A 21881-nucleotide genomic window follows, 5' to 3' on the forward strand; every position below is an offset into this window, starting at 1 on the left:
GTTTATGAGCAGGAATGCTAGCTTAATTGATATTTTGGGCGGTGTTCTTGCGATATCTTAATGTCAGAATAGTTACTTAAACTACTTTTCATAAAAACACTAATGCAATTTATATTTGTCCTAAATATCCATACAACACAGTCAATACACTGACATATTACGCCACATAAATTATCGCCTTTATTCTTGAAGAAATAAATATCCGTCCAATCAAATCCTATACACTTACCTTCTAGCAATTTTTTAAACGCCCGCGATGAAACAGAAAAATACTCGATATTATTTTCATCAAAATGGAGATGGCTTTCATATTCATACTCTGTTTCAGTGCCCAAATAGCATGGCTCGTAAATACGCCACTCACCAAGCCCAGCTAGTTCAATAATTTTTATCAAAGCTAGAGATGCCTCAGCTTCACCCATTTTACAAACAATAATATTATTTTCCATGATTGCGACGAATTTGACGTTGAGCGGCGATGCCATGAAGGCGGTGCATCAGGGTCGTTGTAGGCAACAAAGCGTTTCTGGCAGGGGTGACTGTGACTTTGCGGTTGCCGATGGGACTGAAGCAGAGCTTAAATTGGCCTGGCTACCGTTGGGACGGATTTGACGCTTTATTACAGGTTTTCGGAATTGGGAATTATGGGGTTGCAAATCCCGTATTCCGCTAACGCTGCATATCGGCTACCTCGCCCATTAAAACGGGGAGTACTTTATTTTTATCTGGCGTACGATTTGATTTCGCTGAAAACGAGCGAACGGCAAATCGCTCACCGTATTCTTTTGATTCCACGCAAAGCTCATAGTAGCGTTTATGATGCTCGTTTAGAAAAAACAAAAATGTTCCCCAAGATTCTAATTCAACTAAAGTCAGATAATGCGGGGATGGAACATAAACGGGACTGCCACTTTCAAACTTCTCCTTATCACACAATATCCTGTCGGATTCTTCGATAAAGAAAAATTCCTGTTCTAAGGGAACAATTCCGAGAAACTGTTCGTAAAGCTCAAAAAACAGGGGGATTTCGCTGATTTTAGAAGACGCATGATTTTCGATATGCCTTACCAAAGATATTGCCTCCTTTGAGTCTGCGAAGTTATTTGCCACAAAAGCTGAAAACTCCCTTACATGCCCGAAATCTAACTCACTACGCGCTACGGAAAAACCACAGATAAACCCATATAACGAGCATACCCTTTCCTCAACCCACATCTGGTAACGTTGACGAATTAAATATATCAGCTCTTTGCAGGTATTGACTTCTTCAAATGATTTCATCTAATTATCCCATTTAAATTATCGTCGGGCGCAGTTGAATGGTGAACCCATTTCTTATTCAACGGATTCCATCATTGCCCTCCTGAACCAGAATCAATATACCTAGCTGACCACCTGTTGACTAAAACGCCCATAAATTCGGATGAAAAAGTCTTACGGCTTTCAAAGCAGACGACCCTAACTTACTTGCCAAACAAAAACTAAAAATTTCAAAATAATTAATGTTTAGTTTAATTTTGAAAAAATATACTGCGCTAAATTACCATGAAAAATTAACTCTGCTAAGGCACCATTTTTTGATGTTGATATGGTAAATTCATTTGAAACCTTATGCCATTTAAAAGCGCTTAGCATACTGAATGAAATAACAACCGTATCAATGTATAAATGTATCGAAATATTTACCTTCTGAGTAATTGTAGCGTTATTAATTATTGGCTCCTCACCTCCCCTAATAGGAGTAAGTGAGAAAATGGGAAACTGTGATGATTCAATTCCAATATCAGAATAGTAGGATTTCCAAATACTGCATTGCTCTTTATTAATTAGCAGCCCATTTATTGAACAAAGCTTACCTGAAAGCAAGGATAACTGTAAATAGTGATGTGTATCTAAACCTGCAATTAAAAAATCATACGAAATAGACACTTGAGCATCCATTTTATCATCACAATCATCAAGCTGAATAGAAAATATATAAGGACTTTCTAAATTACTTTTTACTAAACATCTTGATGTACCAACATAATTGATTAGCGTTAACCAGAGCATATTTAAAAAACCTGAAGTAGGTGATAAAGTCGACCCATTTGGCCACTAACATTTGGAACGCCAATAATGATCTCATAAGTGATGCTTCCGGGAGTAGTAACAATCATTTTCTCTTTTGATTTCGGTGAGGCGGTCTTGGCTGGCGGTGGTAACGCCGCGCGGGTCGGTGTGGGCGGCGAGTTCGCCTTGGGGGTTGTAGCTATGTTGGAGGCTTTGGCCTTGGGGGTCGTGCGGCCTTAGCCGTCGCGCTGGAAGGCGACACTGGGGCCGGCGCTGTGGACGATGCCGTTTTTGCTGTAGGTCAGGGTGTTGCCGAACGGGTCTTGGACGTTGTCGAGACCCACGCCTTCGGTGAGGTAGTAGGCAGTGCCGTCTTCGGTGGTTAGCTTGAAGTGTTTGGGGTTCCTTTTCCTTTGCTTAAGTACACTCTGTAACAGTTCCACAAAATGGACATAAAGCTAATTTTTCAGAACACGTCAGATCCAAACCGCATTCAATACAAATGCCATTCTGCAAAAACTCGGTCTCATTAGTAAAAACAGTCAGCGGCAATGCCAAATATTCAGGATCCAGTAAATATTCCGCTTTTAAATAGCCTGTATTGCGATCTAAAATGCCACTATGCTCTACAACAAACCAGCGTCTTACTTCAAATTCAGTGTGGGCAAGCTTATAATCGCGTAGCCTAAATACTTCCTGTAGCAAAGCGAGGAGGTGATTACTGGGCAATGCCGCCAGAATTTCCACATAATCGCTATCATGTGGGTCATAATTAATCATGGCCATGGGGAAATATTACCATACTCAAGTATTATCATTACTTTGTCAATACGCTCTCTTCGGAAAGCCTGCACTTTATTCCAGCCTTTTTGAAAAGTCTCCCAAGTCAGACTGCCCCGGCCATCCAATACTATGCGAACTGGTTTACCTGGATTGTGCTTTTCAAATTGGTCTAAGGTTTTGTCCAAGTTAGATTTAACACTGTACGCAGAGCCATTGATTTTTTTAGTTTCTATAGCTTACCAGAAATAAAACAATCAGCACCTGCCTGACTGTTGCCACATCATTATGGCGCGTTCCCCTTACAGAGGACGGGTCGGCATCCTTTTCGCTTGCCAAACCTCCAAGAAAGGGTCAGATTTCAGTATCGGATAACGCACGTCACATGCCGCCAAATAGGCTTCCAGCTCTTCCACCACATTGTATTTTATCTCGCGCGGATAAGGATGCCGCTCTTTTATATACAACTGCTTGGCACTTTTTAAATCTTCAGTGGCCCAATCGTAAAATAAAGGCCATCCCAGTAACCGGACCAATCTTGCCCGCAAGGCGGCGATGCGCTCACCGGTATAACTACCGACAGAAAACACACACCGCCCTTTGTAACTGGTGGCGCATTGTAAGGCATCCTTGTCCATAAACACGCCATTTTCGACATCTTCAATCGCGTTGGCCAATAGCAGGCAGGACTCTTCAAATTGGCGCGGTGGTGACTCAAATAGCTGATAATCAAGCGAGGAAGGTGAATAAAGGGCTTGGTCGTCTATTTGTTCCTCAGGAAAAGGGCGGATGAAGAACCAGCCCAGGCTGTCCGCCGCCCATTCCAGCCTCGCCAAAAAAATAGCCTCGCACTCCTCGGTTTGTGGCACCAGATAAGGCTCAAATAATAATTCGCATAAAGGCTCGACTTTCCAGCCAATTCTGGATACGGCGGGTTCCGCCGCATCCCCGCTGCCATAAGCGTAAAAATTTAACGGAATTTTGGCCAGCTTTATGCCCCAGGATTGATGTTCTTTTACAAAAGCGTCGGTGATATTTTGAGGGCTAACAAAAGCCATCCGCCAACGCTGATGTGTGGAAGACAGCAACTTGTTGTGCATACCGACTATATGCCCTTTGGGCGCACAGAGCAGGTAGGAAGTCCACGGCAATGCGGTAAAGCGCAAACGCAAAACCCGGATGTCCTCCCCCCTCAATGAAGCTAGCCATCCGGCCAGATCGGGTCGTTTTAAGTCATCCCATGCCAGATCGATTATGTTTAGCTTTTCCATGGTTTGGGGTCGAATTCTTTCCGCTGCAACAGGAAACCTTTCAGTTTTGCTTTCCTGATCCGTTCCTTAAAAACGTCGTTGACATATAAACGGACTTGCGTCCTTTGGTCATCAGGCACGGTAAATATTTCCGCATCGCCGACGCGTTCAGGCAAAAATACGGGTTCCATCACTAAAGAGCCGTGACGCTTAGTTAGCGTATTGTCCAAGCCATCAATAATGGTCGTCGACCAATACCAAAAAAACTTTTCCGTACGTCCTTGCAGTTCCACCGGAAACAGCCGCCCCGACTCGGCAAGCCGCAGGGCTTCCACGGCGCGTTCTGAAAACAGCTGTAATGGTCAACAAAAACCGGACACTTTCTTAGGCAACCTTGCTGTAAAATTCCCGCTCAAATTCCAAAGGGGTTTTATAGCCCAATGTCGAATGCGAACGTCTGCCGTTATAAAAAGCGAAATAATCAATAATGCTTAGTTTTGCGGCTTCTTTTGTCTTGAACCTTTCGTAGTTCAATTGCTCGTGCTTTAGGCTCATTAGAAAAACTGCCCGTGTGGCCGAATAGCCGCATTGATGAATTGTTGCCTTTGACCCCCGAACAAATAACGGCGATTAAACAAACTTTACCTGAAAAGGCAACGTGGTAGGGACGCACGCTTACGAAATACTTGGCCATCATTGTGCGGTTTCAAGCCAAATAAATCGTTGTTGTAGCTATTCAGGCGTTCCCGAAAATTGCCGCCTAATGATAAATAAACATCATCCCGGTCAGACAACAACGGCAGATATTTGAAGTTGTCATAAACATTTTTTCGGGGTTGCTTGGCGAGATATTGATAGTTTTCTTGCCAGCGGTTGCTATTAAATGCGGGTTCGGATTCTTGTGCCGAACCCGCCGGGCTAAGCAGCAATGAGGCAAGAAGCAGCAGGGCTGGTTTCATTGGCTTTGTATGAGGATTTAGCATGCTTAATAAGCAAAACACCCGCAACCCATGGCCCATGGGTTTTCAAACTGAGGCTGTTTTTCTGTGCTATCAAGACCTAACCACCGGGAGAGTTTGCCGTCATGCCCCTTATGGTTACCATGAACGGCACAGGAAGATGCTATGCAGGCATTTGCGTGCAGGGCATAATGTGTTTCCGGCGATTGATAACCGCCAAAATGGCGTACAGGTGACCAATCGGGGCTGATAGGGGGGAGGGGGGCATCAAACTGACTAAACGCATCGGCAGCATAGACAATCTTACCGTTTACCATTGTCAGCACCGAGGTCAGGGCTTTGATGGCGGCATCGGGGATGGTCATAAAGTCACTGGAAGTCACCACCAGATCGGCATACATACCAGGCGATAGCGTGCCTTTTACCGATTCTTCATTCGATTTGTAGGCGCTGCCTGCTGTCCATAACCGTAAGGCTTCTTCGCGTTCCAGACAATTGTTTTCGCTATAGAGCGACAACCCGCCAACCGTTTTGCCTGTTACCAACCAATACAACGAAACCCACGGATTAAAGCTGGCAACACGGGTGGCATCAGTACCGCCGCCAACCGGAATACCCATTTCTAACATTTTACGGATAGGCGGAGACTGTTCAGCGGCCTTTTTGCCGTAGCGGTCAACGAAATATTCGCCTTGAAAAGCCATGCGGTGCTGTACGGCAATGCCGCCACCGAGTTTTTTAATGCGTGCCATGTTTTTTTCGCTGACGGTTTCGGCATGGTCGAAAAACCAACGCAAATCATCGAAACGGGTGTCTTGGTTAATTGACTCGAATACGTCCAGTGCCCGCCCTATGGTTTCGTCATAAGTCGCATGTAATCGGAATGGCCAACGGTTTTCCACCAGAAAGCGGACGACATCGCCCAAGTCTTTTTCCATTCTTGCCGCCATATCGGGGCGGGGTTGTAAAAAATCCTCGAAATCGGCGGCAGAAAATGCCAGCATCTCACCCGCACCATTTTGACGGAAATAACCGTCGCCACTATAGGGTTTAACGATATCGGCCCATTTTTGAAAATCTGCCAATTCATTGCCCATGTTTTGGGTAAACAAGTTATAAGCGATACGCACGGTCATTTGGCCATCGTCATGCAGTTTTTCGATGACTTGATAGTCTTCCGGGTAATTCTGGAAACCGCCGCCCGCATCAATGCAACTGGTTACGCCTAAGCGATTGAGCTCGCGCATAAAATGGCGGGTGGAATTGATTTGGTCGCTTAGCGGTAACTTTGGGCCTTTGGCGAGTGTTGAGTACAAAATCATGGCATTGGGTTCGGCAATCAACATACCCGTGGGATTGCCGTTTGTATCGCGCTGAATTTTGCCGCCGACGGGATCAGGCGTGTCTTTGGTGATGCCTGCGGCACGCAATGCCGCGCCGTTCAATAAAGCCCGGTCATAAAGATGTAAGATAAACACGGGGGTGTCAGGCGAAACGGCATTGATTTCCGCCAAAGTCGGCATTCGCTTTTCTTTAAACTGGAATTCGCTCCAGCCGCCGACTACCCGTACCCATTGTGGCGCAGGCGTTCTTGCCGCTTGCAATTGCAGCATCGCCAGCGCATCCGCGACGCTGCCGACACCTTCCCAACGCAGTTCCATGTTGTAATTCAGGCCGCCGCGAATCAAATGCAGATGCGAGTCATTTAAGCCGGGAACAACACGTTTACCCTGCAAGTCAATGGCCAGGGTCAACTCTGTGGCTAAAGCCTGAATATCCAGATCAGAGCCCATCGCAATGATTTTTCCTGCGGCTATGGCAAGTGCGGTGACTTCCGGTTGCTGAGCATCCAGCGTGGTGATTTTGCCATTAAATAAAATGGTTTCTGGGCTTGTGAGTTTCATCTGCTAGATACCTCAATGGTTTACGGCTATGTCATTCAATATAAGTGCCTAGCTATTTTTAGGCGTACAAACCGAGGTTTGTACGCCTGTCTGATTTAAACAAATCGGAACATAGGTAGCATGGGTACTTATGTGGCATTCATAAAAGAAAGGTTGCCTTCCCGACGCGCTTTACTTATTGACTTTATGAAGGTATTTCGCACGTTGGCCATAGTCATGCACCATGCTGGCCGCATAGTCGATACCCATGCCATAAGCGCCAAAATGTTCACGCGCAATATCAGTCGTGCCGACATAGGTTTCTGTCCGGCTCCAATCGCGTTGCAGTTCCAAAAGGACTTGCAGTGAGGTAATGGATTCGGCGCCATGTTGTTCGCCCCGTCTAATCGCGGCGTTATGCGCTTCTACAGAAGTGCCGCCGGAAGCATCCGTATTCATAATGACTTCATAGCCTTCGGCAAGTGCGCAGATGGTGGGGAAGATGAGGCAAGCTTCTGTCCATAACGCGGCGATGACCAGTTTTTTACGTCCGGTTTGTTTAACGGCGGCAACAAAAGCTTCATCTTCCCAGCTATTCATGCTGGTGCGCTCAATCGGGTCTTGTTGTAACACATCCATTAATTCCGGCCAGATATAGCCACTGAAAGATTCGGTTTCGACGGCGGTCAAAATAGTCGGAATATTGAACAGCTTAGCCGTTTTTGCCATGGCAATCGTGTTATTTTTGAGTAATTGGCGGTCGATATTGGTCACGCCAAAAGCCATTTGTGGCTGGTGGTCGATAAACAAAAATGCACAATTATCGGGGGTAATCAGTTTTTCGGTTGCTGCGCTCATTGTCTTTTCCTGTGAATTACGGTTAGTAAGTCAGTAACAATTACTGAACTTCATTAAAGCAGGTTGGCTTGCTTGCGTATTGAACAATATTGACTTTATTTAAATAGCTATATATTTCAGTAAATTAAATTTTATTGGCCAAGCGGCATTAAATGATTACAAATTGGCCTGGCGTTACGCCGACTTTTCTTTTAAATACACGGGTCAGGTGGCTCTGATCGGAAAAACCGCATAACATGGCGACATCCGTTAAGGCAATACCAATTGAAATGAGTTTTCTCGCTTGAATGATCCGATACGCTTGCAGATATTCATGGGGGGTAACTCCTAAGCTTTTCTGAAAATTTCTCAACAGTACAAAAGGGTTGGTTTCTGTTATTTCTGAAAGTTCTGTCAGTGAGATGTTTTTACCGTAGGAAGTCCGCAAATACTCAATGGCGACCTTGACTTTAGAAGGGGCCAGTTGATAGGGGCAATTCAATGTTCTCGCTGTGACATGCTGAAAAAATTGATTTAAAAATAGGGCCAAGCAAGTTGTTTTTTCGAGGTTGCAATGGCTAGTTTCTATCGTGCCATGCATATAAGCAAATTGATTGCGTAAAGGTAAGTTATCGATAATGGGATTTTTAAAATCCAAAAAACACTTATTTATCTGATAGTGTTGGCATAATTCTTTAAGGCGGGGCGGACTAACTTTAATTTCCCGGCAGGTTGCTCCGTCCGCGCTGATAAAAGCCGATGCTAAAGAAAATATTTGTCCGGCATCGCGCATCACGAGATAATTGGGCGTTTCAAGATAGTTTTGACCATTTTGGTGGCTTTTCCAAACGGCTCCTGAAAAGCCAATAATGACCATTTCATCATGAAAGATTTTTTCTAATAAAACGGGCTTATCAGGCGATATGTCAAACCGTGAAAAATGGCAGCCATCAATTTGCCAGTTTACAATTTTACTGCTAGCTTGTCCCATGTTGGTTAGCCTATGCCGGGTCGTTTAAGGATTGATGAAGTGATTCATTGGTTTATCGTTGTGAAAAGGCCTCACCATTAGGTGGCAAGGTAGGGCGTATGGGATTGCTTTTAGCTTTTAAAAAACCATTTGGCAATCAGCCGGACATAGATCGGCATGATGATGTAAACCACCAAGCCGACAATCACTAAAGCCAATACGCCTTGACGTGTGCCAAATTCACCTAACTGCGGATACTTTACAAACAAAGGTTCCATTGCTGGCGGCACATACATCGTCAAAGGCCAGATCACCGAAGTCGTTACCAGCCACTGTTTCCAACGGCGCGGATGTCTGCCGACCGTCGGCGGGGTGAACCAGTAATCAATGCCGGTTTTTATATCAATCGCCTCTTCACTATCCAAAATAGCGGCGATTTCCTTAATCAAGGCCTTGCGTTCTGGTGATTGCTGCCAGAATTGCAGATCATGAATGCTGGCAAAACGCACCACAATCAGGTATTCATTGTGCCCTTCCGGCGGACGGACGATTTGCACCCCTAAATGTCCGGGAAATGTCGCCGCCTTAGGGACGATTTTCGTTAACCAGTCCTCATATTTTTCGAGTTTGCCTTTGCCTTTTTTCAGCCGATGGCGGATGACAAAAAACACTTGTTCATTGTTGGGCGTGGCTTGAGTTGACGTGTCCATAATGGGCTAGCGACCAGGTTGTTCTTGTGGGCGTAAATCAAACACCAGGACTTCGGCATTATGACCTTGTTGTAGGTCAATTTGGCTTTCATTGCGTATACGCGCACCATCGCCAGCGTTTAGTGCTGTGCCATTCACCGTCAACGAACCCCGTACGACATGGACATAGGCATAGCGGTCATCCGCCAACGTTAACTGTGCCTGTTCGCCGGCACCGAAACACCCCGCATAGACCCGGACATCTTGATAAACGGCTAACGCCTCTGCATCACCGTCGGGTGACATTAGCAAACGTAACTGGCCTTGTTTATCGGCACGGCTAAAATGGCGTTGCTGATAACGTGGCTGAACGCTTTTTTTATTAGGCACTAGCCAAATTTGCAGGAAATGGACTAACTCGGTTGGCGAATGGTTAAATTCGCTATGGGCAACGCCCGTTCCGGCGGTCATGAGCTGGACATCACCCACTTCGATGATTGAGCCGGTACCCATCGAATCTTTATGTTCCAGCGCACCATCGATCACATAAGTGAAGATTTCCATATCGCGGTGTCTATGGGTGTCAAAACCTTTGCCGGCTTGGACAATGTCTTCATTAATCACCAACAAATCGGAAAAACCGCTTTGTTTAGGATCGTAATAGTTGCCAAAAGAAAATGTGTGCCGCGAGAACAGCCAGTCAAAACGGGCGATACCTCGGTGTTGGGCGGGGCGGACTTCAATCATGGTCTGATTCCTTGTAAATTATCGAATGAATGTTTGCAGGTCTTTTGCTTTATGATGTTCTGCTTTTAAGCGAGTGAATATATGATAATCCTTAGTTCGTGTTATTTATAACGAGTTAATTTGCTTTTTATATTCGATTTTTTCGAAAGTAGATTTGAGGCCATTATGAAATTATCGCTGGAAGCTATTCAGGTTATTGATGCGATCGACCGTACCGGTTCGATGTCGGGTGCGGCGGATTTGTTGCATCGCGTGCCGTCTACAATTTCCTATGCGGTCGGCAAGTTGGAAGAGCAACTGAACCTTAAGCTCTTTGACCGCAACGGCCCTAAAGTGACGTTAACGGCGGCGGGTATCGAGCTATTGCAAGAAGGGCGTTGGCTATTGCGGGCGGTTGCCGATTTGGAAAACAGGCTTTATAAAATAGCCTCAGGGTTTGAATCCGAGCTGAGAATTGTCTATGACTCACTGCTGCCCAGTACGCTCTTGATTGACGATTTACAGGCTTTTGCCGCGCTGGAATGCGGAACTAGGTTGCGGATTACTTCGGAAGAGATGACCGGAGTTTGGGAAGCTTTACGCGAAGGGCGGGCTGATTTGATTATTGCTGTCGGTGATTGTCCGAGTTGGGGCGGTTACCAAATCAAACAGATTGACACTGTGGAATTTATTTTTTGTGTCGCGCCCAACCACCCGTTGGCGCATACCAAGCAACCGGTTCCGCAAGATGCTTTACACGCTTTTACGGCTATTGCCGTTGCCGATAGTGCACGGTCGTTACCCGCCAAAACTATCGGGTTGTTGTCAGGGCAACAGCGGATTACCGTGGCAAACATCGAAATGAAACGGCAATTCCAACGCGCCGGATTGGGTGTGGGGTTTTTGCCCAAAGTGCTGGTTGCGCAAGACCTGCAAGACGGTACGCTGGTTGCTGTGACGCTTGAAGAACCACGGCAACCGGAACCTTTGTGGTTGGCTACGCGCTCCGGCGATAACGGCGAAGCCGCCAATTGGTGGTATAAAAAATTAAATCGCCCATTACTGTAATGGTCACTGATTTTACGCCGTTATTTTTGCAATATTGAAAAATGTGGCAATAAGCTGCTATCGCGACAGTTTTTTAATCGGAGAATATGTTTGAGTAACATCAGTTAGGAGTCAACTGCGTGAATCTCAAGCGCGGTGTCCGTCTGATCTGTTTACTTAGGAAAAGCGGCACATAAAAAATCCTGTTACAATTACCTGACGTTCGTGTAATTTTATTTTAAGAATATCTTGAGAGAAGTGATGCTAACAATGAAACGATATGGCTGGTTTGAGTACGGCGAAACGCCAATCGAAATAACAAACTACCTTACGGGTCAGAGATTGGCTGTTATATCTGGATATAGCCTAACGCCAAACTTGGACTTGAAATGCGTCTACTCCGATGCCGAGCTACAGCAACCCGTACATATTTCGATTTTTCGCGAAAACTGTTCTTCTGGTGGCCGTATTGAGATGGACTATGGGGACGTATTTTCGGTGCCACCGGCTTACAGCCATTGGCGCCGCTTAGACGATTTCTTGCTTGATGCCCTTTCATGCTGGCCTGAATTTGTGCTCAATGCGCTTTGGGGGTCTTTGATCATAACGGGTGGTTGGCGTAGCGGCTGTTGGGAGCCGAAGTTAAAACGTCTTTTTCTCGCTGGGAAAAGCAAGACTCCCGAACAATTAAAAAATTATCCGATTGCTGAGCCGTACGTTTATCCCCTTGACAAAACGACACCTGGGCGTTGGCGTTATTCGGATGTCGAATTACCTGCCGTCAAGGCGGAACTGATGTTTGAGAGGGACGCACCTTTATTCATTCCTTATTTGAGCGCCAAAGCGCCTATTTGCGGATTTCAAGGATCGGTGCCGTTTCTCGAACGGGAAGATAAAGGCACTTACTTATTTCCGGCAAAACTTGAACCGGCTTCAGATCGGGGCGAAGACCCGATGACATATCTCTGGTACACATATGTGGATGAGAATGTGTTTTTTACGTTCCGTACTACACCCTGGCAAAATGTAGAGTTGTTTTACTGCAAAGACTATGGGTTCAGGCGCTTTCCGCCCGAAAAAGAGTTTTGGGTTACTGATGCTATGGGGAACCTTATTCCAGGAAACACACCCAGAAATCCAGAAAATATACACGCCCGCTCATCTTACCTGTCATATCGGGCTTGGTTGCAGGTGATGACCAGTATTAACGACGCTTGGCCGATGTGGCGAAACCCACCCCGCAAAATGGAGATTGATGCTTCTGTGATCCTTCGGAAATACTACGGTAGAACTGCTTATGTTGGGGAATACGGGTCAGCAATCCGCTATGGATTTAGTGCGGGTATGAGAAACACGGATTTTAGGCTGCAATTTAAAAATAAGTAAGTCCTGTGTATGCCAAAATACCGTGAAAGCACTGCATAAATGGCAAGATAACGCTAAATGCCGCGCTTACTTATGGCTTATCTTTCAACTGCGCCAAATTGTCTTTAATGCGCTGTTTGGCCGTGTCGGATAAGGCCGTGAGCCGGGGGTTATGGTCGGTGATGATTTTTTGCATGAACAACAAATGGCGGCGGTAGCGGCGGCAGGTGGCGCAAATGAGCAAATGCAGGCGCATGGCCGAGCGTTTTGGCCAAGGCAGGCGGGTTTCTAGGCTGTCGGAGAGCAGTTGGGTCATTTGTTTGCAGCTAGGCATCGTCTTATCCTCGGTCGAACCATTGGGCTTCCAGGCATTGCCTGAGTTTCAGGCGGGTGCGCGATAACGCGACACACAATTGGTTAGTCGTGGCTATTGCCAAAAGCTTACAGCATTCTTCACTGGATAAGCCGTCTACGGTGCGTAAAATAAATAAATCCGCCATGTCTTGCGGCAAACGCGCCAGACAACGGTAAAACACCTGCCAGAACTGCTCGTCGGTGAGGGCTTTATCGGGTGTGCCCCAGTTAATCAGCGGAATTTTCCAATGGCCGTCGGCATCGAAAGAATGGGCTAACAAAGCGTCATCATCGTCGAAATTGTCCAGCGATTCGCTGTCGCGTTCGTGGCGGTATTTGCGGAAATGGTCGATGATTTTATGTTTCAGAATACCGATTAGCCAGGTCTTGACAGAAGATTGCCCATTGAATTGGGCAAACGACTGCCAAGCCGCCAGCAGCGTTTCCTGTACCATATCTTCGGCTAAGGGCTCCGAACGTAGCTGTAACAGGGCATAACGGTAGAGTGCGTCGCCGTATTCGTCAAGCCATTTGGCCGGGTCGCTGGTTGCTTGCATAACTGTCCGTTAAGCCTGTTGTTGGTTTAGTTTGCTATTAAGGCTGCAATTTGGCATACACTTGCAGATACTCTTCGGCACTGTGCCGCCAGGTAAAGTCTTTGCCCATGGCGTTGACCTGCATTTGCCGCCATTGTTCGGGTAGATGGTAGAGCAGTAGCGACCGTTTGATGGCTTCCAGTAACGCCCCTGCATTCGCTTCGTTAAAGACAAGGCCGCTGGCGGTGCCGTCGGCAAGGCTTGTCGCAGAGGTGTCTATGACAGTATCCGCCAAGCCGCCGGTTTTTCTGACCAGCGGGATAGTGCCGTAGCGTTGGCTGTACATCTGGTTCAAGCCGCAGGGCTCAAACCGTGACGGCATAAGGAACATATCGGCTCCCGCTTCAATCAGATGCGCCAAGCCTTCATCATAGCCTAAGGTGACGGCGATTTTATCCGGGTTGGCGGCTGCCAGAGCCTGTAAACGCTGTTCAAAGGTTTTATCGCCACTGCCCAGCAACACAAACTGCATGGGCATAGTAAGCATTTCCGGCAGACAATCCAGCACCATATCGATGCCTTTTTGTTCGACCAAGCGGCTAATCAGGCCGAATAACGGCACTTGGCCGTTAATGGGCAGGCCAACACGCTGTTGCAGGGCGGTTTTATTATGGACTTTATCTTGCAGGGTGTCGGCATTGTAGCGTTGCGGGATATAGCCGTCGGTTTCGGCATTCCATTGCTGGGTGTCAATGCCGTTAATAATGCCGACCAAGGCCTCTTTGCGGTAGCGCAATAAGCCTTCCAAGCCGTAACCGAAGGCGGCGGTTTGGATTTCTTGGGCGTAAGTGGGGCTGACGGTGGTGATGCAATCGGCAAACGCTAGGCCGCCTTTGATAAAGGACAGCATGTTGTGGAACTCCAAGCCTTCGGGGTTCCACAATTGTCCTGGGATGTTCAGCGTGACCATGCGGCTGGCGGAAAACAGCCCTTGGTAGGCCAGGTTGTGAATGGTAAACACCGTAGCCGGGCGGTGTTTTTCCAGCGATAACAGCGCGGGTACCAAGCCGCTTTGCCAGTCGTTGCAGTGGACAATATCGGGCCACCAATTTTGGCCGATTTTATCCAAGGCGCAGATTACCGCAATCCGGCAAAACAGCGCGAAGCGTTCGGCGTTATTCGGCCACGGGTTGCCGTTTTCGTCGGTGTAAGGGTTGCCTGGGTAATTGTAAAACTCAGGACAATCAACCAACCAGACCGGAATAGTGCTATCCGGCAATTGGGTTGCCAATATATTGATCTGGCGGTTATCGACGCGTAACGAAAAGATGTTGTGGACATCGCCGGTGAGCTTAAGTGCCTGATAGTTTGGCATGATAATGCGCACGTCTTGCGCCAGTTCCGCCAAGGCTTTAGGTAAGCTACCAGACACATCGGCAAGACCTCCGGTTTTAATCAAAGGATGTGCTTCACTGGTAACAAATAATATTTTTTTCATTATGGCTTCCTTTAGGTGATCGGCTTACAGCTTTAAGATCACGCCTCCTAAGGGGGGTAAGGTTAAGTTGATCGAATGCGGCAAATTCATCCACGGTTTCGGTTCCGAGGTCACCGCGCCATTGCCGGCGTTCGTACCCGCATAATAAGTCGAATCGGAATTGAAGATTTCCGTATAAACGCCTTCTTTCGGTACGCCAATCCGGTAATCGTGGCGGGTAACGGGTGTGAAATTTAAAACGACGCACAATTCGTCGTCGCCATCTTTACGCCGGAAACTGATGATGGATTGTTGGACATCATGGCAATCGATCCACTCAAAACCCAAATAATCAAAATCGTGCTTGTAGAGTGCCGGTTGGTTTTTATACAGGTTGTTCAGATCTTTAACTAAAGTCTGAATGCCTTGGTGGTAGGGGTATTCTAAGACATACCAATCCAGGGTTTTATTGAAGCTCCATTCGGTGCCTTGAGCAAATTCACAGCCCATAAACAGCAATTTTTTGCCGGGATAGGTGTACATCAGGGTATACAGCAGGCGCAGGTTGGCAAAGCGCTGCCATTCGTCGCCGGGCATTTTGTTTAACAACGAACCTTTGCCATGCACCACTTCGTCATGGGAGAAGGGCAGGGCGAAGTTCTCGGTAAACGCATACAGCAGGCCGAAGGTCAGTTGGTCATGGTGGTGCATCCGGTGGATAGGATCCAAGCTCATATAGGCCAAGGTATCGTGCATCCAGCCCATATTCCATTTCATCGAGAAACCTAAGCCACCTGTCCAAGTCGGGCGGGTAACTTGCGGCCAAGCGGTCGATTCTTCGGCCATGACCACCGCGCCGGGGTGCTGTTCGTGCATCACCGCATTCAGTTCCCTGATAAAGTCAATCGCTTCCAGGTTTTCGTTGCCGCCGTATTTGTTGGGTATCCAGTCGTTATGCTTGCGCGAATAATCCAAGTACAGCATGGAGGCGACCGCGTCGACGCGTAAGCCGTCCAGATGGAATTCTTCTAGCCAGAACATGGCGCTGGCCAGCAGGAAGTTTCTGACTTCGTTGCGCCCGTAATTGTAGATTAATGTGCCCCAATCGCGATGTTCGCCTTTGCGTGGGTCTTCATGTTCGTATAAGGCGCTGCCGTCAAAACGCGCCAAGGCAAACGCATCTTTAGGGAAATGCGCAGGTACCCAGTCGAGGATAACCCCAATGCCGTGTTGGTGGCATTGGTCGATAAAATAACGGAAATCATCGGGTGTGCCGTGGCGACTGGTCGGGGCGAAATACCCCGTGGTTTGATAGCCCCATGAGGCATCCAGGGGATGTTCGGTGATGGGCAGCAGTTCGATATGGGTAAAGCCCATTTTTTGTACATAGCCGATCAGTTGTTCCGCCAGCACCCGATAGTTGAGGAAGTTGCCTTGTTCGTCGCGTTGCCAAGACCCCAGATGCACTTCGTAAATGGCGATAGGTTCGTGCAGCCAGTCGTAAGCGGCGCGATCGGCTAGCCATTGCTGGTCTTGCCAAGCAAATTCGGTTTCGTCAACGATAATCGACGAGGTGCTGGGGCGGAACTCAAACTGTTGCGCGTAAGGGTCGGTTTTTAATAATAATTGGTGGGTTTTGGCATTGAGGATTTCAAATTTGTACAAACAGCCCACGGTCAGGCCAGGGATGAAAATTTCCCAGATGCCGCTACCGCCTAAGCTGCGCATCGGATTACAACGGCCATCCCAGCGGTTAAAGTCGCCGACGACGCTAATGCGTCCGGCATTGGGCGCCCAAACGGCAAACAGCACACCGTCGATACCGTCAATGGTGCGCAAGTGGCCGCCCAATTTTTGATAAATGTGCCAGTGCTTGCCTTCGGCAAATAGGTGTTGGTCAAACGCAGGCAATTGCGGGGCAAAAGTATAAGGGTCGTACATTTCATGGCTATCGCCGTCTTTGTCCACCCAAGATAGGCAATAGTGGACGGGCAGAACTTGGTCGGTGTCGGTGTAGACAAAGAAGTCTGTGCCGCTGATTCGGGTCAGGCCCGCGCCGTTGTCTTTAAAGCTGACCGTTTCCGCGTAAGGCAAGTAAGCTTTTATAATTGTTTGGTTATTAACGGTATGGCGGCCCAATACGGAAAAGGGGTCATGATGTTTGGCGGCTATGATTTTTAACGAATCAGCGTCAAGCGTACTGGTTGATTGCTTTTTCACTTTGCTTTGCCTCGATTTAGTAGAATAATGGTTGCGCAAATGTTACCAAAATAAAACAATTCTTGTGAATCTATTCCACTCGGAGATGAAAAATGTCGGCACCGACCCCCAAAAAGCATGACCTGAACATCCAGCATTTAACCCGAAATACGATTGCCTTGATTTTAGCGGGTGGGCGTGGGTCAAGGTTAATGAATATGACGGATTGGCGTGCCAAGCCTGCCGTACCCTTTGGCGGCAAGTTCCGCATCGTCGATTTTCCGTTGTCCAATTGCGTCAATTCCGGTATCCGTAAAATCGGTGTCCTGACCCAATACAAGGCCGATTCGCTGATTAGGCATATCCAACAAGGCTGGGGGTTTTTACGCGGCGAATTTGGCGAATATGTCGACCTGATGCCCGCCCAACAGCGCCATGATGAAGATTCTTGGTATAAAGGCACGGCGGATGCCATTTTCCAGAATATCGACATCCTTAGAACCCGCAAGCCCGAATATATTTTAGTATTGGCCGGCGACCATATTTACAAAATGGATTACGGCGCGATGCTGGTCGACCATGTGGAAAAGAACGCCGACCTGACCATCGGTTGCATCGAAGTGTCCTTGGAAGATGCCACGGCTTTCGGGGTGATGGATGTCGACACTAACCGCCGGGTACGCGCTTTTGTCGAAAAGCCCGAACATCCGCCGGTCATGCCGGGGCGTACCGACACCGCGTTGGCGTCGATGGGCATTTATATTTTCAATGCCAGCTTCCTGTTTGAGCAATTGCTCAAAGATGCCGACACCCGCGGCTCGTCCCATGATTTTGGCAAGGACATTATCCCATCAGTGATTGACAAATACATCGTCAATGCTTATCCGTTCTTAGACTTACAAAGCGGCGAACAGAGTTACTGGCGCGATGTCGGTACGATTGATGCCTATTGGGCGGCCAATATGGAACTGATTGGCGTTAACCCTAACTTGAACTTATACGACAACACCTGGCCGATCTGGACTTATCAGGCGCAAACGCCGCCTGCGAAATTCGTTTTTGATGACGATGACCGCCGTGGCCAAGCCGTCGATTCTATGGTATCTGGCGGTTGTGTGGTGTCCGGCGCCACCGTCCGGCACTCCTTATTATTTACTAACGTGCGGGTAAATTCCTATACCACCTTACAAGACACCATCGTGTTGCCGGAAGTCAACATCGCCCGCCATTGCCGCATCACCAAAGCCATTATTGAAAGGGGCTGCCAAGTGCCGGAGGGTACGATTATCGGTGAAGACCGCGAAGCCGATGAAAAACGCTTCCATGTCAGTGCGGGCGGTGTGGTGTTGGTGACGCCGGATATGTTGGGGCAACGCCTGCATTATGTCAGATAGGCGTGTCCGGCATTCATTTAGGCATGGGCAGGATAACCTCGGCAAAAAGCCCTGTTGTGGGGTGTTTTGCCTTGGATATGCGGTCTCTCCCGTCTGCCTAAGCGTGGGTAGCTTGGCTTAAATTATGTATTGCCATAAAATCCGATAGGTGCGGCATTTACCCTTAACTTAATAGGATACGCTTTGTGAAATTAGTATTATGCTGGCACATGCACCAGCCTGAATATCGGGATTTGCAAACAGGGGAATTTAAGTTGCCATGGACTTATCTGCATGTCATTAAAGATTATGTAGATATGGTCGCGCATTTGGAAGCCGTGCCTACGGCGAAGGCGGTGGTCAATTTCGCGCCGATCCTGTTGGAGCAGATTGAGGAATACGCCAAGCAAGTCAATAGTTATTTGCATGACCGGGTGACCATGACCGACCCCTTATTGGCGGCGCTGGTCGATGTCAGCATTCCGGCCAATTCAGAAGCGCGTTTGAAATTGATTAGGGACTGTTTGCGTGCCAATCGGGAACGGCAAATCGACCGCTATCCGGCGTATAAAAAATTGGCGGAAATGGCGGAATGGCTTGAGCTGCATTATGATGCGTTGATGTATGTCAACTCCCAGTTTTTGAGCGATTTTTTGGTTTGGTACCATTTGGCTTGGATGGGTGAAACGGTTAAATTGAGCGACAGCCGTGTCAAAAGCCTGATTGAAAAAAATACCGGCTATTCCTTGCATGACCGGATAGAGATCGTCGAAATTATTGGCGATCTGCTTGCCAATGTTATTTGCCGTTATAAAGTCTTGGTGAAAAAAGGCCAGTTGGAATTGTCGGTGACACCTTATGCGCACCCGATTATGCCGTTGTTGCTGGATTTGCAGACTACCCAAGAGGCTATGCCTAATGCCCTGATGCCGGAGTTGGCGGCCTATCCGGGCGGTGAAGAGCGGGTCGCTTATCATCTTGAGAAAGGTGTACAAGTTTTCAAACGTTTTTTTGGCTTTAAGCCGAAAGGTTGTTGGCCCTCCGAAGGTGGCATTAGCACCCAAACCTTAAAAGTGTTGGGCGACTTTGGCTTCGAGTGGACGGCCAGCGGCGGTAGCGTCTTGCGTAATAGCCTGCATTTGCCGGAAAATACCGTGCCTGCTTGCATCCATTATCCGTTTAAATTAAAAAAAACGGCCATTGCCTGTTTTTTCCGTGATGACGGCTTATCCGATCTTATTGGTTTCCAATATTCAAAATGGCACGCCGATGACGCAGTCGCCGATTTTATCCGCCATTTGGAAACCATCGCCGCCACCCAACCTGCCGATGCTGTGGTGTCGGTGATTATGGACGGTGAAAATGCGTGGGAATATTTTCCCGAAAACGGCTATCATTTTCTCAGCGCCTTATATAAAAACCTGAGCCAACACCCTGCTATTGAACTGGCCACTTTTTCCGAATGCCTAAAGGCCAAGGCGGTTGTTAAGCCCTTGGCAAAATTGGTGGCGGGCAGTTGGGTATATGGTACGTTTTCGACGTGGATAGGTGATAGCGATAAAAATCGCGGCTGGGACATGTTGGGCGAAGCCAAAGCCGCCTTTGACCAAGCGGTGGCAGGTAAGTGCCTGTCCCCCAAGCAGCTTAAGGCGGCGGAAATCCAGCTCGCCGTCTGCGAAGGCTCGGATTGGTTTTGGTGGTTTGGCGATTATAATCCCGGCGAAGCCGTCAGTAACTTTGAAAAACACTTTCGCTTGAATCTGGCTAACTTATACCGTTTGTTGGGCGAACAACCCCCTTCTTATCTGGCACTGTCATTCACTCAAGGCTCCGGTGCGCCAGCCATGGGTGGAGCGATGCGTCCAGGCGTTGAACTTTAACTTGAGACCCGCCACATTGAAAGCTATAGAAAACGATATCTTAAACAAACGCCGTGCAGGCATCTTATTGCATATCACCTCCTTGCCTGGTGCAGGCCGCCAAGGTGATTTGGGTCAGGATGCCTACTATTTTGTCGATTTCCTCCATAAGGCCGGCATTACCGTCTGGCAAACCCTGCCGTTGGGGATGACCCATGCCGACGGGTCGCCTTACCAGTGTTTGTCCGCCCATGCCGGCAACCCCGACCTAATTAATATCGATTGGCTGGTCAGGCAAGGCTGGCTGGATTTGTCCGAGCGTTGCGAAGAGTGTCAGGGAACCCATAAATTTAACAAAAACTGTCTGGTTACGAAAGCCTTTAACGGTTTTATGGAGCGCGGTACGCCGCAAGATAAGGATGGTTTTACCGCGTTTTGTCAGGACAAAGCCTTTTGGTTGGACGATTTCGCGTTATTTTTGGCTTTAAGGACGGAATTTAACCAACAATGCTGGAACCAATGGCCGGATTATTTTAAAGAGCGCGACAGCAAAGCTCTGAAAGAGGTGCGGATCCGCTTAGGCCATACGATTGACTGCATAAAATTTGAGCAATATGTATTTTTCCGCCAATGGATGGCATTAAAAAGCTATGCCAACGCCAAGGGCGTGTTGCTGTTCGGCGATATTCCTATCTTTGTCTCTTATGACAGTGCCGATGTCTGGGCGAACCGCGATGTCTTTAAGCTCGACGATAATGGGGAGATGTCGGTGGTGGCGGGTGTGCCGCCGGATTATTTTTCCGAAAACGGCCAGCGCTGGGGCAATCCGCATTATAACTGGACGTTCTTGAAAAAAACCGGCTTTAACTGGTGGGTAGAGCGGATGCAGACCCAATTGGAGCAGTTTGATATTTTACGCATCGACCATTTCAGGGGTTTGGAAGCGGCGTGGGAAATCCCCGCTTCTGAGCCGACTGCGAAGCAGGGCGAATGGGTCAAAGCGCCGGGCAAGGCCTTATTGAACGCCATTAAGGCGGAACTGGGGGCCATTCCGCTGGTCGCCGAAGATTTGGGCATTATCACCGATGAAGTCACTGCCTTGCGCGACGAATTTCAGTTGCCGGGCATGAAAATTTTACAGTTCGCCTTTGGCGGCGGCTCGGATAACCCGTATTTACCGAATAATTATGAAAAAAATTGTGTGGTGTATACAGGTACGCATGATAACGACACGACCTTAGGTTGGGCGGAGCAGTTAAATGTCGATGAAAGGAAGTATGTTTACGAATATTTGGGCAACCCCTTGGCAACCTTGCATTGTGCATTGATCCAAGCCGCCTTGGCTTCGGTCGCTAACTTGGCGATTATCCCTATGCAAGATATTTTGGAATTGGGCACTGAACACCGGATGAACACCCCCGGCACCATCGTCGGCAATTGGCAATGGCGTTTCGCTTGGGAACAGTTATCGCCCGAACGCGCTTCACGCTTGGCGCATTTGGTGGAGTTGTTTAACCGCAATTAA

The 21881-nt window shown here is 47.8% G+C and carries 24 protein-coding genes; 6 read left to right on the forward strand and 18 right to left on the reverse strand.

Annotation, left to right across the window (positions count from 1 at the left end; translation table 11 throughout):
* Positions 1–17 precede the first annotated feature (17 nt).
* The 3 genes from CEK71_RS02890 to CEK71_RS22390 all read right to left on the reverse strand — a co-directional run bounded on the left by CEK71_RS02890 (position 18) and on the right by CEK71_RS22390 (position 2052).
* On the reverse strand, positions 18–449 hold the full coding sequence (locus CEK71_RS02890; RefSeq protein ID WP_157678945.1) for a hypothetical protein: 432 nt from the start codon (positions 447–449) through the stop codon (positions 18–20).
* 220 nt (positions 450–669) lie between these two features.
* The gene (locus tag CEK71_RS02895; protein WP_088617979.1) at positions 670–1281 is read right to left on the reverse strand and encodes a hypothetical protein; all 612 of its coding nucleotides are present in this window, start codon (positions 1279–1281) and stop codon (positions 670–672) included.
* Positions 1282–1506: 225 nt separating this feature from the next.
* On the reverse strand, positions 1507–2052 hold the full coding sequence (locus CEK71_RS22390; protein ID WP_157678947.1) for a hypothetical protein: 546 nt from the start codon (positions 2050–2052) through the stop codon (positions 1507–1509).
* A gap of 78 nt (positions 2053–2130) precedes the next feature.
* Between CEK71_RS22390 and CEK71_RS23460 the strand changes: the two genes are divergently transcribed.
* A complete protein-coding gene (locus CEK71_RS23460) occupies positions 2131–2292 on the forward strand; it encodes a hypothetical protein (RefSeq protein ID WP_232463751.1) in 162 nt (53 codons plus the stop codon).
* On the opposite strand, the gene CEK71_RS22395 is transcribed toward CEK71_RS23460, so the two are convergent.
* From CEK71_RS22395 to CEK71_RS02950, 11 genes are all read right to left on the reverse strand, one after another.
* Positions 2289–2495, reverse strand: coding sequence for a hypothetical protein (locus CEK71_RS22395; RefSeq protein ID WP_157678949.1), 207 nt, complete (start codon positions 2493–2495; stop codon positions 2289–2291). The genes CEK71_RS23460 and CEK71_RS22395 overlap by 4 nt on opposite strands.
* The gene (locus CEK71_RS02905) at positions 2470–2838 is read right to left on the reverse strand and encodes a hypothetical protein (RefSeq protein WP_088617980.1); all 369 of its coding nucleotides are present in this window, start codon (positions 2836–2838) and stop codon (positions 2470–2472) included. The genes CEK71_RS22395 and CEK71_RS02905 overlap by 26 nt, the downstream gene beginning before the upstream one ends.
* Positions 2839–3134: 296 nt before the next feature.
* Positions 3135–4103, reverse strand: a complete 969-nt coding sequence (locus tag CEK71_RS02910) for a hypothetical protein (protein WP_088617981.1) — start codon at positions 4101–4103, stop codon at positions 3135–3137.
* Positions 4091–4417, reverse strand: coding sequence for a hypothetical protein (locus tag CEK71_RS02915; RefSeq protein ID WP_088617982.1), 327 nt, complete (start codon positions 4415–4417; stop codon positions 4091–4093). Before CEK71_RS02915 ends, CEK71_RS02910 begins: the two co-directional genes overlap by 13 nt.
* Positions 4418–4466: 49 nt before the next feature.
* Positions 4467–4637 (reverse strand): IS3 family transposase, encoded by a 171-nt coding sequence (locus tag CEK71_RS02920; protein WP_088617983.1) that lies wholly within the window; start codon positions 4635–4637, stop codon positions 4467–4469.
* 86 nt (positions 4638–4723) lie between these two features.
* Entirely contained in the window at positions 4724–5065 is a 342-nt protein-coding gene (locus CEK71_RS02925; protein WP_198328441.1) for a hypothetical protein, read from the reverse strand.
* A 2-nt stretch (positions 5066–5067) separates the two neighbouring features.
* The gene (locus CEK71_RS02930; RefSeq protein ID WP_088617985.1) at positions 5068–6945 is read right to left on the reverse strand and encodes an amidohydrolase; all 1878 of its coding nucleotides are present in this window, start codon (positions 6943–6945) and stop codon (positions 5068–5070) included.
* A 171-nt stretch (positions 6946–7116) separates the two neighbouring features.
* Positions 7117–7782 carry a hydrolase gene (locus CEK71_RS02935; protein ID WP_088617986.1) on the reverse strand — a complete coding sequence of 222 codons (666 nt, stop codon included), beginning with the start codon at positions 7780–7782 and terminating at the stop codon, positions 7117–7119.
* A gap of 148 nt (positions 7783–7930) precedes the next feature.
* A complete protein-coding gene (locus CEK71_RS02940) occupies positions 7931–8752 on the reverse strand; it encodes a helix-turn-helix transcriptional regulator (protein ID WP_088617987.1) in 822 nt (273 codons plus the stop codon).
* Between the two features lie 110 nt (positions 8753–8862).
* Positions 8863–9441, reverse strand: a complete 579-nt coding sequence (locus CEK71_RS02945) for an antibiotic biosynthesis monooxygenase (protein ID WP_088617988.1) — start codon at positions 9439–9441, stop codon at positions 8863–8865.
* Positions 9442–9447: 6 nt separating this feature from the next.
* Positions 9448–10167, reverse strand: coding sequence for a pirin family protein (locus tag CEK71_RS02950; protein ID WP_088617989.1), 720 nt, complete (start codon positions 10165–10167; stop codon positions 9448–9450).
* A 165-nt stretch (positions 10168–10332) separates the two neighbouring features.
* Here CEK71_RS02950 and CEK71_RS02955 point away from each other — a divergent pair, with 165 nt between their 5' ends.
* Positions 10333–11214, forward strand: a complete 882-nt coding sequence (locus CEK71_RS02955; protein WP_198328442.1) for a LysR family transcriptional regulator — start codon at positions 10333–10335, stop codon at positions 11212–11214.
* 249 nt (positions 11215–11463) lie between these two features.
* Positions 11464–12579: a hypothetical protein gene (locus tag CEK71_RS02960; protein WP_088617990.1), complete on the forward strand. Its 1116-nt coding sequence runs from the start codon at positions 11464–11466 to the stop codon at positions 12577–12579.
* A gap of 70 nt (positions 12580–12649) precedes the next feature.
* Here CEK71_RS02960 and CEK71_RS02965 read toward each other — a convergent pair whose 3' ends face one another.
* From CEK71_RS02965 to glgB, 4 genes are read right to left on the reverse strand one after another with little or no spacing between them, the layout of a single operon-like run.
* Positions 12650–12892 carry a zf-HC2 domain-containing protein gene (locus CEK71_RS02965; RefSeq protein WP_088617991.1) on the reverse strand — a complete coding sequence of 81 codons (243 nt, stop codon included), beginning with the start codon at positions 12890–12892 and terminating at the stop codon, positions 12650–12652.
* Positions 12893–12896: 4 nt separating this feature from the next.
* The gene (locus tag CEK71_RS02970) at positions 12897–13469 is read right to left on the reverse strand and encodes a sigma-70 family RNA polymerase sigma factor (protein WP_088617992.1); all 573 of its coding nucleotides are present in this window, start codon (positions 13467–13469) and stop codon (positions 12897–12899) included.
* A 37-nt stretch (positions 13470–13506) separates the two neighbouring features.
* The gene (glgA, locus tag CEK71_RS02975; RefSeq protein WP_088617993.1) at positions 13507–14946 is read right to left on the reverse strand and encodes a glycogen synthase GlgA; all 1440 of its coding nucleotides are present in this window, start codon (positions 14944–14946) and stop codon (positions 13507–13509) included.
* A gap of 24 nt (positions 14947–14970) precedes the next feature.
* Positions 14971–17145, reverse strand: coding sequence for a 1,4-alpha-glucan branching protein GlgB (glgB, locus tag CEK71_RS02980; protein WP_088617994.1), 2175 nt, complete (start codon positions 17143–17145; stop codon positions 14971–14973).
* A gap of 92 nt (positions 17146–17237) precedes the next feature.
* Between glgB and glgC the strand changes: the two genes are divergently transcribed.
* The 3 genes from glgC to malQ all read left to right on the forward strand — a co-directional run bounded on the left by glgC (position 17238) and on the right by malQ (position 21881).
* Entirely contained in the window at positions 17238–18518 is a 1281-nt protein-coding gene (gene glgC / locus CEK71_RS02985; protein ID WP_088617995.1) for a glucose-1-phosphate adenylyltransferase, read from the forward strand.
* Positions 18519–18727: 209 nt separating this feature from the next.
* Positions 18728–20377, forward strand: coding sequence for a glycoside hydrolase family 57 protein (locus CEK71_RS02990; RefSeq protein ID WP_088617996.1), 1650 nt, complete (start codon positions 18728–18730; stop codon positions 20375–20377).
* A gap of 16 nt (positions 20378–20393) precedes the next feature.
* The gene (gene malQ, locus CEK71_RS02995) at positions 20394–21881 is read left to right on the forward strand and encodes a 4-alpha-glucanotransferase (protein WP_232463752.1); all 1488 of its coding nucleotides are present in this window, start codon (positions 20394–20396) and stop codon (positions 21879–21881) included.

Source organism: Methylovulum psychrotolerans (assembly GCF_002209385.1).
Lineage (GTDB): Bacteria > Pseudomonadota > Gammaproteobacteria > Methylococcales > Methylomonadaceae > Methylovulum > Methylovulum psychrotolerans.